The sequence below is a fragment of the Parathalassolituus penaei genome (assembly GCF_026626885.1).
Lineage (GTDB): Bacteria > Pseudomonadota > Gammaproteobacteria > Pseudomonadales > Oceanobacteraceae > Oceanobacter > Oceanobacter penaei.
On the sequence record NZ_JAPNOA010000059.1, the window covers coordinates 379,428 to 392,260 of the forward strand.

The 12,833-nt window shown below is 53.3% G+C and carries 9 protein-coding genes; 4 read left to right on the forward strand and 5 right to left on the reverse strand.

The annotated features are described in order from the left end of the window. Nucleotides 1-7: 7 nt before the first annotated feature. Nucleotides 8-3,238 carry a methyl-accepting chemotaxis protein gene (locus tag OUO13_RS19805; RefSeq protein ID WP_283175639.1) on the reverse strand — a complete coding sequence of 1,077 codons (3,231 nt, stop codon included), beginning with the start codon at nt 3,236-3,238 and terminating at the stop codon, nt 8-10. Nucleotides 3,239-3,502: 264 nt separating this feature from the next. On the opposite strand from OUO13_RS19805, the gene OUO13_RS19810 reads away from it, so the two are divergent. Beyond that, nucleotides 3,503-4,117: a response regulator transcription factor gene (locus OUO13_RS19810; RefSeq protein WP_283175640.1), complete on the forward strand. Its 615-nt coding sequence runs from the start codon at nt 3,503-3,505 to the stop codon at nt 4,115-4,117. A 42-nt stretch (nt 4,118-4,159) separates the two neighbouring features. Here OUO13_RS19810 and OUO13_RS19815 read toward each other — a convergent pair whose 3' ends face one another. The 4 genes from OUO13_RS19815 to OUO13_RS19830 form a co-directional block, all read right to left on the reverse strand. Next, nucleotides 4,160-7,654, reverse strand: a complete 3,495-nt coding sequence (locus OUO13_RS19815) for a hybrid sensor histidine kinase/response regulator (protein ID WP_283175641.1) — start codon at nt 7,652-7,654, stop codon at nt 4,160-4,162. 142 nt (nt 7,655-7,796) lie between these two features. Then, the gene (locus tag OUO13_RS19820) at nt 7,797-8,657 is read right to left on the reverse strand and encodes an AbiJ-NTD4 domain-containing protein (protein WP_283175642.1); all 861 of its coding nucleotides are present in this window, start codon (nt 8,655-8,657) and stop codon (nt 7,797-7,799) included. Between the two features lie 165 nt (nt 8,658-8,822). After that, nucleotides 8,823-9,113, reverse strand: coding sequence for a NadS family protein (nadS, locus tag OUO13_RS19825; RefSeq protein WP_283175643.1), 291 nt, complete (start codon nt 9,111-9,113; stop codon nt 8,823-8,825). Beyond that, nucleotides 9,106-9,447, reverse strand: coding sequence for a type II toxin-antitoxin system RelE/ParE family toxin (locus OUO13_RS19830; protein ID WP_283175644.1), 342 nt, complete (start codon nt 9,445-9,447; stop codon nt 9,106-9,108). Before OUO13_RS19830 ends, nadS begins: the two co-directional genes overlap by 8 nt. Nucleotides 9,448-9,665: 218 nt before the next feature. Between OUO13_RS19830 and OUO13_RS19835 the strand changes: the two genes are divergently transcribed. The 3 genes from OUO13_RS19835 (at nt 9,666) to OUO13_RS19845 (ending at nt 12,763) form a co-directional block, all read left to right on the forward strand. Next, entirely contained in the window at nt 9,666-10,727 is a 1,062-nt protein-coding gene (locus OUO13_RS19835; RefSeq protein WP_283175645.1) for a TRAP transporter substrate-binding protein, read from the forward strand. 81 nt (nt 10,728-10,808) lie between these two features. Next, nucleotides 10,809-11,372, forward strand: coding sequence for a TRAP transporter small permease subunit (locus tag OUO13_RS19840; RefSeq protein ID WP_283175646.1), 564 nt, complete (start codon nt 10,809-10,811; stop codon nt 11,370-11,372). A 2-nt stretch (nt 11,373-11,374) separates the two neighbouring features. After that, nucleotides 11,375-12,763: a TRAP transporter large permease gene (locus OUO13_RS19845; RefSeq protein WP_283175647.1), complete on the forward strand. Its 1,389-nt coding sequence runs from the start codon at nt 11,375-11,377 to the stop codon at nt 12,761-12,763. Nucleotides 12,764-12,833 lie beyond the last annotated feature (70 nt).

Genomic DNA, 12,833 nt, shown 5'->3' on the forward strand with positions numbered 1-12,833 from the left:
ACGGCCATCAGGCTTCGGAAATCAGGATCTGCTGCAGATCGGCAATCGCCTGCTTGACGTCCTGGGCCAGGTCTCGCTGACCACCAGTCGCCTGCACAATCTGGTCAACGTAGTTCACCATCGCCGACACTTCACGAATGATGCCTTCAAACTGGGTCACGGCGGTGCGCTGGACATCCGCGCCGCGCCGCACCTCTTCACCGGATGCCCGGATCAGATCGGAAATCTGGCTGGCGGCATCAGCACTGCGTTCGGCCAGTTTACGTACCTCGCTGGCTACCACCGAGAAACCAATACCGTGTTCACCGGCACGCGCGGCCTCGATCGAGGCATTAAACGCCAGCAGATTGGTCTGGCTGGCAATCTCGGTAATGATGTTGACGATCTGGGTGACTTTTTCGGAGCTGGACTGAATTTGCCGCACGGCACTCATGGACTCTTCGAGTGCCTGTTTACCCGCCATGGCCGTATCGGCCGATTGCCGTGCACTGTTGGAGGCGGTAGCAGAATGGCGGGCAATTTCGCGAGCACTGTCGAGCAAAGCAGCAACCTTGTCACTCATCAGCCGCGACCGGGTACTGAGCGCCTGTTCCAGTTCAACTTCCTTGGTCACGTCATAGGCGTATTTCACCACCTTGATGACCTGGCCATTCAAATCGAGAATCGGGTTGTAGGTCGCCTGAATCCATACATTGCGGTCAAATTTGGCAATCCGGTGGAAACGGCCGGTAATAAACTCACCGTCATTCAGGGATAACCAGAAATCCCGGTATTGCTGGCTCTGAATGTGTTCAACAGTACAGAACATGCTGTGATGCTGACCCAGAATCTCACGGGCGGTGTAGCCCATAGCGCGCAGGAAATTGCGATTGGCACTAAGTACCTTGCCATCCAGATCAAACTCGATCACCAGCTGGCCTTTGTCGATGGCCTCTACCTTGGCCCTGAACTCGGAATTGGCCAGCTTGGTTTCGGTAACATCAATAGCAAACTTCACCACTTTTACCGGTTGGCCGCTGGGGTCGAATACCGGGTTATAAGTGGCCTGCAACCAGACTTCCTTGCCATCTTTGCCGATGCGTTTGTATTCACCGCCTTCATGTTCACCACGGGATAGACGCTCCCAGAAACTCTGATAATCAACAGACGCCGCTTGTACATGCTCCACAAACATCCGGTGATGGTGACCCTGGATCTCGGCCATTTCATACCCCACCAGCTTCAGGAAATTGTCGTTGGCCTTGATGATGCGCCCCGACAGATCAAACTCAACCATCAGCTGTGAACGCTGGATTGCCTTGATCTTGCTGTCAGCATCCAGACGTTCCTGTTTATCTTCAGTAACATCACGCCCCAGCATGAACACTTTCGACAACATGCCATCCAGGCCCATCATCGGGCTGAAGGTAGCGCTGAACCAGATCTCCTTGTCACCAATGCCGCGACGCCGAAACTCACCGGTTAATGGAATGCCCTCGCGCAGGTCACGCCAGCCGCTGGTGTAATAAATCGACTTCAGATCCCCCTCAAACAACAACTTGTCACCGGATTTGCCGACCAGTTCGGACTGCCGATAACCCAGCGCTTTTTCCATCTCGGCATTCATCGAGATGATATACCCCTCCCGGTCGAGTTCCAGCGTGCAGTTACTGGCCTCAACAGCCTGCATACGAGTGCGGGTTTCCAGCGATTTGATCTTTTCGGCGGTGATGTCCTGACAGTATTTCACCACCTTGTAAGGACGCCCGTTAAAATCGACGATGGGGTTGTAACTGGCCTGAATCCACAGCACCTTGCCGTTTTTGCCAATGCGCATGTATTCGCCAGAATCGAACTCACCTCGACCCAGTTTGTTCCAGAATGCCTTGTAAGACGGATTATCACGCTCGGACTCCTGCACCAGTATACGGTGGTGCTGCCCTTCCAGTTCTTCGAACACATAACCGGTCATATCGAGGAATTTCTGGTTGGCCGTCAGGATATTGCCAGCCAGATCAAATTCGATCATGCCGTTGGATTTGCCAACCGCCTGCACACGGCTGTCATCCTCCATGGACTGGATCCGACTTTCTGTGAAATCAAAGCCGTACAGCACAACTTTACTGGGCTTTATGTCTTCTTTAATGAGGGGCACATAGATCCCTTGTAACCAGCGTGGATTACCCTTTTTATCAAAAAACAAGACCACGTTATTGTTAATGGAGCCTTCTTCCAACAATTCCCAGAACACTCGATAGTCCGGCGAAGTAACGTATTCTCGGGAGCATAGAATCTTGTGCTGATGCCCTATCAATTCTTCTTCGCTATACCCCATCATCTTCAGAAAGGTGTCATTGGTATGCAAGATGGTGCCATCCAGTGCAAACTCCGCTACCGCAAGTGACCCCGTGATAGCATCCAGCTTACAACCCAACTCGATGTTCTGGCGTTTGTGTACCGATATATCCTGCGAGATTTCCTGAATCCGCACGACTATGCCTTCGATATTGCGCACTGCTGAGAAGTTGGACCAAACCCATACCGTTTCGCCCGCGGCATTGATTCGGCGGAAGTCACCTGCACGCGCCTTACCCTGCAGCAAATCCTCCCAGAACAACTGGTAACCAACCGCTCCGGCCAGAGCCTCCGGACAGCTGTCACGATAAGTAAAACTGGCCTGAGCTTCAGTCGTCAAACGATACAATCGGGCAAAGTTGGGATTACAACGCAGCATATTGCCCTGCAAATCGTACTCGGCCACACACATGGAACCCTCAATCGATTCCACCTTGAATTGGTCTTCATAAGTCTTGCGGCGAACATCATTGATATCATCAGCTTCCATCAGAATGCCAATGACCTCGCCTTTATCGTTCCGTAAACCAACATAGGAAGCGTGTACATAAATATCCCAGCCATCAGCGGAGATACGGGCGAAATCCTTGTAGTAGGAGCCCCCCTCCCTCACCAAAGTCCACCACTGCTGAAAATCCGGCGAGTCCACATCTTCTCGACGACAAAAATCGTGATGATGCATGCCCTTGATCGAGTTGTTATCAAAGCCGAACAGTTGACTGAAGCGTGCATTGACCTCCAGAAAATTACCTTCATGTGAAAACAACGCCGTGCAATGAGACTTCTGCAAACTATCAAAGGCCCACAAACGAGCTGCAATCTGGTCACGTACACGGGGATCGAATCCATCAATGCCGTCAAGAGCATCAATGAGATGAGAAGAACCAAGCGAAGCTAGCGTCACAACAGCCACCCATAAACCACAGCTGGAAATGCTTTAGGTATAGCAGCCAGACGCTGGGTGTGCCTTTAATTGAGCAATGTATCGACAAGCCCTGCAGATAACTGCCTTTTTTCGTACCAGCAGATGCAAAGAAAGATAGATGCGCGAGGCCAGACTTCCCCTCCTTTAGTAGGAGAGCAGCCTGTAAGGCTTCGCATCCGGCTTGCAGGCTGAATCCACGCGGGGTAATAGTTGGGCACAACAACGATAACAACAGGTCATGCCATGTACCGGGTTCTGATTGCCGATGATCACCCCCTGTTTCGCCGAGCATTGCGAGAAGCCGTTGATAGCACGGGCGAGGACTGCGAACTGATCGAGTGTGAACAGCTCGATCAGGCGCTGGCCATCATCACTCACCAGCAACCCGACCTGTTACTGCTGGATCTGAAAATGCCCGGCAGCAGCGGTCTGGCCGGACTGGCGCAAATCCGCAGTGCATATCCGGAACTGGCAGTGGTGGTGGTAACCGCCTCGGAAGATGGCACGGTTGCCAGCCGGGTGCGGCAACTGGGAGCTTTGGGGTTTATTCCCAAATCGGCCAGTATTGAAACCATGACCCAGGCGTTACGCAGTGTACTGCAAGGCAAGCTGGTATTTCCGGAGTTTGTCAGCCAGACACCTGACGAATTAACCCGCAAACTGGCCAGCCTGACCCCTCAACAGCTGAAAGTGCTGGTGCTGATTTCAGAAGGGGCTCTCAACAAACAGATCGGTTACACCCTTGATATCAAGGAGACCACCGTCAAATCGCACGTTCGGGATATCTTCCGTAAGCTCGATATTATCAACCGCACTCAGGCGGCGATGGTGATTCAGCAGCTGCAAATTCCCGATTGAGGTGGCCCTGATCCCGACACGCCAGAGCGGACACCGGATTATTCAGAGGGTCTCCAGCAAACGGTTGATTACCGCACGCAGAGCCATGGGTTTTACAGGCTTGCGTAACAACCGATACCCCTGTTGTTCAATCGCCTGCTTGACCTCGTCGGTATAATCCGCGCTGATCACCAATCCGGGCACGGCGACGACATCCTGCCCCGTGCTCCATTCCTGCTGCAAACTCGCCAGCAACTGCAAACCGGTACGCCCTTCATCGAGATGGTAATCCACAATCACCAAGGCCGGGCGGGCACCGTTCAGAATGGCACGGGCGCCGTTCTCATCCGCAGCGACCCGCACTTCATACCCCCAGTCACCCAGTAGATGACTCATGCCGGTGGTAATCTGGATTTCGTTATCCACGCACAGAATCAGGCCGCTACCACCATTGGCGCGGAGAGGCGGATGGATACGCTCAATCGGCAATTCTGCTTCTACCGAAGGCAGCAAAACGCCAAAACAGCTCCCCCGTCCAGCAACTGATTGCACCCGTACCGGATGATCAAGCAACTGCCCAAGACGCTGCACGATCGACAACCCCAGACCCAAGCCCTTGCTGCTAACGTCTGGGCCTGCGGCTGGCAAACGGTGAAACTCTTCAAAAATCGCTTCCAGTTCCGAGTCAGGAATCCCCGGTCCACTATCGAGTACCTGAACCTCAACATGGGTCCCACGGCGCCGCCCCCCCACCAGAATCCGGCCATGACTGGTGTAACGCAGCGCATTGGCCAACAGGTTCTGGAGAATCCGCCGCAACAATACCGGATCGGTTCTGACCGTCAGACTGGTTGGGACGGTACGCAAAACCAGTCCTTTGCGCTCAATCAATGGCCGGAACTCGGCTAATAACGACTCCAGAATCTGCCCCAGCGGCAAAACCTGATAACGGGCGCGGATAATGTCAGCATCCAGTTTCGAGATTTCCAGCAGTTCACCCAACAAGGACTCAGCGGCATGTAACGACTGATCGAGATGACAGGCCACCGGCAGAACCGCGTCCACCAGCTCCGGCGCCTGTTCGCGGCGGCGCTCCAGCTTGCTGATGATCGACGCCGAGAACAGGGTTGCCGAGTTCAGTGGCTGCACCAGATCATGACCCGCCGCCGCCAGAAACCGGGTTTTGTTGCGATTGGCTTTCTCCAGATCCTCGTTCAGGGTGCGTAACTCGCGGGTACGTTCGCTGACCCGTTCCTCCAACACTTCGTTGGCGAGCCGCAAGCGCCGTTCAATATGGCGCTGATCCGTAATGTCGGTATAAACGGTTACGTACAGGCTGTTGTTGATCGGAATGCCGTTGAGCTGAATATGACGACCATCCGAGGTTTCACGCACGTATAACAACGCCTCGCGGTTGCGCACCTCTTCACGGCGTAACCGCACCATGTCCTCCTCGTCCCCATCGCCATAACCGCCCGAACGGGCGATAAAACGCACCACGTTCTCGGACGACTGGCCGACGTACAGATACCCCGGCGGAAACTGGTACAACGCCGCAAACTTCTGGTTCCAGGCCACCAGATTGTCGTTTTCATCGATCACGGTGATACCCTGATTCAGGCTGTGCAAAACCGCATTCAGAACATCACGATTGAACAGCACCACTTCCGATACCTCATCCATGATGTTGTTGAGATTACTGAAGCGATTGCCCTGGTCATCCAGCAGGTTGCGCAGCAACAGATCTGCACCGCGACGCCCGACAACCGAACGCAACAAACGATCAGCCGCTCGCAGAGTCACATCATCCACCTGACCACGCGCCAGCAAACGTCCGGTCAAAGGGTTGCTGGTTGCCTCAAACAGGCTGGCCACCTTGGCTGCACTGAGAAAACGCAATAACAGCGCACGCAAGTCATCGACCCGCACCCCAGCCTGACGCCCGGAACGGAGCATTCCCGGCTCCGGACTCATCACAAAACGCTGGGCTTGTTCAACGTCAGCAAATCCGGGTTTGTAATACAGCGAGCCCAGTACCAACGCCAGACAATTCAGCAGCAAACTCCAGAACGTGCCATGAACACCCGGGTCCAGCCCTTCCAGGCCAAACAGGGCATGCGGGCGCAGGAACGGTAGCCAATCGTGTCCATTCAGGAACACCGCAGGCAACCAGCCCTCTCCCGCCAGTACGGGTAAAAACAGACAATAAAGCCAGACCACAAACCCGGTACCAATTCCCCATGCAGCACCACTGCGATTGGCACCATGCCAGATCAGGCCGATCAGCATCGCGGGGGCAAATTGCGCCACCGCCACAAACGACAGGAAACCGATTTCCGCAAGACTGTGATAACGCGACAGCATCCGGTAATACACAAACCCCAGAATCAGAATCACCAGAATGGTCAGGCGCCGGATCACCAGTACTCGCTGGCGAATATCACTGGTCGGCCCTTGCCAGCCCAGCTTGATCAGGCCCGGCAACAGCAACTCGTTACACATCATGGTGGCCAGTGTGATCGAGGAAATAATCACCATCGAAGTGCCTGCTGAAAAGCCACCGAGATAGGCCAGCAAGGCCAACCAGTCCTGACCCGCCAATAATGGAATCGTCAGGGTGATATACCCCAGCTCCAGAATTCCGGGCTGCAAGGCAGCAACCAGTGCCAGCGGCAGCACAAACAGATTCATCAGCAACAGATACAGAGGAAATAGCCAGCGCGCGGTCTGGATATCACGTTCACTGCGATACTCCACCACTGCGACATGGAAATGGCGAGGCAAGGCCACAATCGCCAATCCTCCCAGCAGTACGTGGGTCAGGTAGATACTGGGGTTATGGTAATCCGCCAGTCGTTGCGCCAGATCCGGCTGTTGCATGACCCGCTGCCAGAGGTCTGCAAAACCGTCGTAAAGCCCGTAAACAGCAAAACAGCCAACCGCCAGCATAGCGACCAGCTTGATCAGAGACTCAAAGGCAATCGCCAGCATCATGCCACGATGACTCTCACTGGAATCAACGGTACGGGTACCAAACAGAATACTGAACAACGCCATAAAGGCCGCGATGTAGAGTGTCGGGTCACGAAACCAGCTGACGGTGGTGACAGCCGACGAGGTAAGCAACTGAAAACTGCCCGATACCGCCTTCAGCTGCAGAGCGATATAGGGCACCACCCCCAGCAGACACAGCAACGCCACCGTCATACCAATGCCACGACTGTGGCCGTAACGGGCCGAGATAAAATCCGAAATCGTCGTGCTGTTCTCCTGACGGGCGATCCGCACAATACGGTCAAACAGCTTCCAGCCGAGAGTGATCAGCAGAATCGCGCCCAGATAGGTAGGTGCCAGCCACCAGCCGAAATAGGCCGCCTGCTGCACGGTGCCGTAAAAAGCCCAGGTAGTGCAGAAAATCGCCAGCGTCAGGCTGTAGATATACGGCTGCCAGCCACTGCGACTGACGCGGTTGCCCCAGATCGCCACCACAAACAGCAGCGCCACGTACAACAGCGAAATCGTTCCGGCAAACCAGACCGTATTGATATAACCGCTCACCGTCACTCTTCCCCTGTCACCAGCCACACCATGGCCCGGCCTCCATGCTTATCCAGACACCGGCCTACGACAACCTTCTTTAGGAGGAGAGAATGAATTTGGACAATGATCAAAATTTTTACGTTGATCACAGCTCTTGAGATTACTCCGAACGAACGTGCTCCATATCGTGACACGCAGTCAGCTCAACCAGATAATTTGTAAACGCAGAGCAACTGACCAGCATAAATCTGGCATCCGCCTTGGTTAATGACGAATCCTCCATAAGTGCATGCCTTATGCCATCTGCATCACTTGTATAACCATAAAGAGAGGAGAATGCATTTTTGAGAGCTTTATGTAGCCGTCCGGTTCTTTCAAGAGCCGTTAACGCCTCTCCCAATGTTGCTTTATCATGCCCGGATATCTGTTTGGCAACAGATTCTACAGCGGAGATGGATTCCTTGATCGAATTTCGATAATCAGGATTTGTTTTATCACTCATTAAACCAAGTGCTGTTCGAAGATGGCGTTTTGCTCCTCCATTTAAAACGGCACTTTCAATCGCTGTTTCAACAGCGCTGATTTCCTCTTCAGACGTTATCTCTGCCAATAGACCATTAACGAATCGATATGCGGAGTTTTCGCGCTCCAAAAATCCATTGCAATATAAAGGAAATAATTTTTCATATTCACTTGGGCCAGATTTAGCACAAAATTCAATAAAATCAAGTAACCTAAACCATTCGGTCGTGTAGAGCCAGGATTTTATTTCGGAGGTCGCATCGTTGAATTGCCATGGTATTTCATCAGCCGGGCGTTTAAAAAAATCAATCCAGATAGATCTTATAAATCCATAAACACTGGACATCTCCGTTTGATTTGGAAAGTATTCGTCAAAGGTGGCGTTTTGAAAATATACAATATAGATTGCGTTCCACAAGCTATTTTTCAAGTCATTGTCCATCTCTTCCTTTTGAACAAATTTTAATGGAGTTATTCCTATTCGTTGAGAAAACCTCATGATCAATCTCCGATCCTTAATATCCAAATTATCAGATGGGCCTGAAAGTGTAATCACAGGATGTCAGTCAACATCATTCGCCTGATTCAGTGATAGATACATTTCGAAGCTACGACTTATGAATTGATGTTCAAGTCGTCAAAATAAATAGTTAAATCCCGCAGATTAGCCGGAGCCCAGCGCCCGCAATACGGCTGCAGGTTCCCTGGCAACCACATTCAGCAGCACCAGCGCCGGACCTTGTGGTGTACGATCACCACGCTCCCAGTGGCGTAATGTGCTCACGCTGATACCGAAAGCCGAAGCAAATTCGTTCTGGGACATGCCGACTCTGGCTCGTATGGCCTTGACATCCAGAGGACCGAATTCATGCACAACGGCACGTCCGGATTTACCTTTGGAGAATTCAACGGCCTCGGTCAGGCCCTGCATGATACTGGCGAATGCACTACTCATTGACGTCACCATAATGCTTGACTAATAACGTGGTAAATCTGGCCAGCTGATTGCGCTCGGCCTTGCTGAGATTGGCTTTTTCACCCTTGCCAAACAGGGTCAACAGGAACAGTGGCATGGCGCCATTGTGGAAGTAGTAAATCACCCTGACACCACCACTTTTACCCTTGCCCAGAGCAGACCAGCGCAGTTTGCGGATGCCTCCGGTCCCCTGCATCAAATCACCAGCCATGGGGTGAGCCGCCAGATAATTGATAATACTGGTTTTTTCTTCTTCCTTGAGCAGATCCAGTGATCGTCTCTGGAATTCCGGCAGTTCTACGATCGTTTGCATAACAGCCAGTCTAATCCAATGGATTATACGACGCCACTTATCGCTATTGCCTTTCCCGCCATCCCCTTCTTTGGAAGGAGATGCCCCCGTTCTCCTCCTTTTGATCGGTATACCAGCCGGTGCTGTAGTTTTTACAGTAGTGCCATGGCCGGTTGCCCGCCGGTGCCGACCGCACCGCAGGTGCTGTCGGTGATCAACAATAACAACAGGAGCAGATCATGAAGACCACTCTGAAACGCCTGGCGCTGGCGACTACTCTGGCCATTGCCACTACCACCAGCGTTACGGCGGATGCCAAACCGGTACTGCTGAAAACCCCGATTGCGTTCGGTTCCAACCTGCCTGCCCTCGGCACCCCGATTGTGTGGGTATCCGAACAGTTGCCACTGGTGTCCGGTGGCCAGCTGAAAATGAAAATCTACGAACCGGGCAAACTGGTGGCACCACTGGAAATTCTGGATGCCGTGTCGAGCGGCAAGGTCAATTCCGGCTACTCCATTGCCGGTTACTGGGCAGGCAAAATGCCAGCCGCTGCAATTTTCTCGACCATTCCTTTTGGTCCGGAAGCTCCGGAATTCATGGCGTGGATGTACTACGGCAACGGCCTCAAGCTGTACCAGAAAATGTACGACGACGCCGGTTATAACGTTCATGTTGAGCCTTGTGCCCTGATCAGTCCGGAAACCTCCGGCTGGTTCAAAAAACCGGTCAATTCACTCGATGATCTAAAAGGTCTGAACATGCGCTTTTATGGCCTTGGTGGTGAAGTGCTGGCCAAATTGGGGGTCTCTACCTCACTGATTCCTGGTGGTGAGATTTTTGGTGCTCTGGAAAAAGGTGCCATTGATGCCACCGAATTTTCACAACCTGCGATTGATGAACGCCTCGGTTTCTACAAGGTCGCCAAATACAACTACTTCCCTGGCTGGCATCAGCAAGCCACCTTCTTTGAGTTGCTGATCAACAAAAGTGAATGGAATGGCATGGACGACAGCCAACGCGCCATTATCTCCAGCGTCTGCAAGGCATCGGTCACCAACTCCATTGCTGAATCCGAATTCATTCAATACCAGTCGATTCGCAGCAACATGGAAGAACGCGGCGTGACAGTGAACAAGTGGTCGCCGGAAATGCTGAAGGCTTTCAAGACGGCCTGGGAAGAAGTCGTACAGGAACAACGCAAGGACCCGACTTTCGCCGCTGTTTATGACGACCTCCACGCCTTCCGGGAAAACTACAAAATCTGGTCATCCCGCGCCTTTGTTCCACGAGAAGAGTAAGAGACTCCCCTCGGGCGTACCGGCCACACGCCGCTCTACGCCCCTTTTTAGCCTTCACGTTTGCACTGGACAGGACGTTATATGAACCAACCTGCTGATCTGTCTGCCGGTGAACATCCGCAATCCCCATCCCTGTCAGTACCACTGGCAGACACCATCGATCACGCCCTGCGGCGTCTGGGGGAAGCGTTTGCCTGGCTGTTTGTAATCCTGATGCTGGTCATCCTGTTGCAGGTGGTACTGCGACGCGGTTTCAGTGCCGGTCAGATTGCACTCGAAGAACTGCAATGGCACTTGTACGGCATTGGCGTGCTGATCGGCGCCGTGTATGCCCAGGCCGCCAATACCCATGTTCGGGTGGACATATTCCACGCCCACTTCAGTCGAGCCTGGCAATACCGGATCGAGATTATCGGACTGCTGGTGCTGTTGCTGCCGTTTCTCGGACTGGTGTTGTTTCACGGACTTGAGCTGGTGCAAGAAGCCTGGCGTATCAGCGAACGTTCACTGGCCCCGGCAGGTTTGCCATGGCGCTGGTTAATCAAATCCATGATTCCACTGACCACAGTGCTGCTGATCATCGCCGCCCTCAATCGTATCTATCGTGATCTGACCTTGTTACGGCGCTGCCGTCGGGAGTTGTGAGTATGGAGCTCAATGAACTCCTCATTGTGCTGATGTTTGTCAGCTTCATTCTGCTGCTGTTTACCGGCTTTCCGGTGGCCTGGGTACTGGCCGGTGTCGGCACCCTGTTTGGCCTGGTCGCCTGGGGATTTGATCTTTGGGGCGACACCCTGTTCGGTATTGATTTCAACACCATGGGGATTGTGGTCAGTCGTATCTACAAGATCATGGATAACTGGATTCTGGTTGCACTGCCCATGTTTATTTTTATGGGCAACCTGCTCGACAAATCCGGTGTCGCCGAGAAACTCATGCATTCGTTTCAGGCACTGTTTGGTCAGGTCCGCGGTGGGCTGGCCATCACCGTGGTACTGATCGGGATTATCCTTGCCGCGTCGACCGGCATTGTTGGTGCGTCCGTCGTGTTACTGGGCGTAATGTCACTGCCAGCCATGCTGTCGCAGGGCTACAGCAAAACCGTCACGGTTGGCACCGTGGCCAGCTCCGGAACCCTTGGCATCCTGATTCCCCCCAGCATCATGCTGGTGATCATGGCCGACCAGCTGGCGCTGTCGGTGGGGGATCTGTTTATGGGCGCGGTGTTGCCGGGGCTGTTACTGGGTGTTCTCTATATCGTCTACATTCTCGGCTGGGGTCTGATCAAACCCGACGCCATGCCGCTGGCCGAAAACGTCAAACCCGTTACCAAAGAGGTCTGGATTGAAGTGCTGCAGTCGGTACTGCCGACTCTCAGCATGATCTTTGCCGTGCTAGGCAGTATTTTTACCGGCCTTGCCACCCCCACCGAAGCCTCGGCAGTAGGCGCTGCTGCAGCCATGGCACTGGCCTGGCACAACAAGCGTCTGAGCTGGCAGGTGCTACGGGAGTGCCTGCGCGATACCCTCAACGTCAGTGGTTATATTTTCGCCATTTTTATCGGTGCCACCATGTTTGCCTTAGTGCTACGGGAATTGGGCGGTGACGAATATATCGAGTCGCTGCTGACCTCACTTCCGTTTGGCCCCTACGGCATCATCCTGTTTATTCTGGCCGTGGTGTTCCTGCTTGGATTTATTCTCGACTGGATTGAAATCACCCTGATTATCCTGCCGCTGGTAGCCCCGGTGGTCAGTGCTCTGGAGATTTCCATTAACGGTTATGGAGTGCTCGATAATCCGATTCTGGTGTGGTTTGTGATGCTGGTTGCCATGACCTTGCAGACATCCTTCCTCACACCACCGGTAGGGTTCTCGCTATTTTATCTGAAGGGGGTTTGCCCGCCGGAAGTCAGCCTGCTGGATATCTACAAGGGCGTAATTCCCTTCATCCTGCTGCAATTACTGGCGCTGACCCTGATGATTCTGTACCCACAGCTGGTGAACTGGTTACCGGCGGTTGTGTACGGCAAATAATCAATCCCGCCCGGCCTGGCATGCTGTGCCAGGCCGCCAGCGTCATGCAGTGACGCAGTTGCGGTTATCC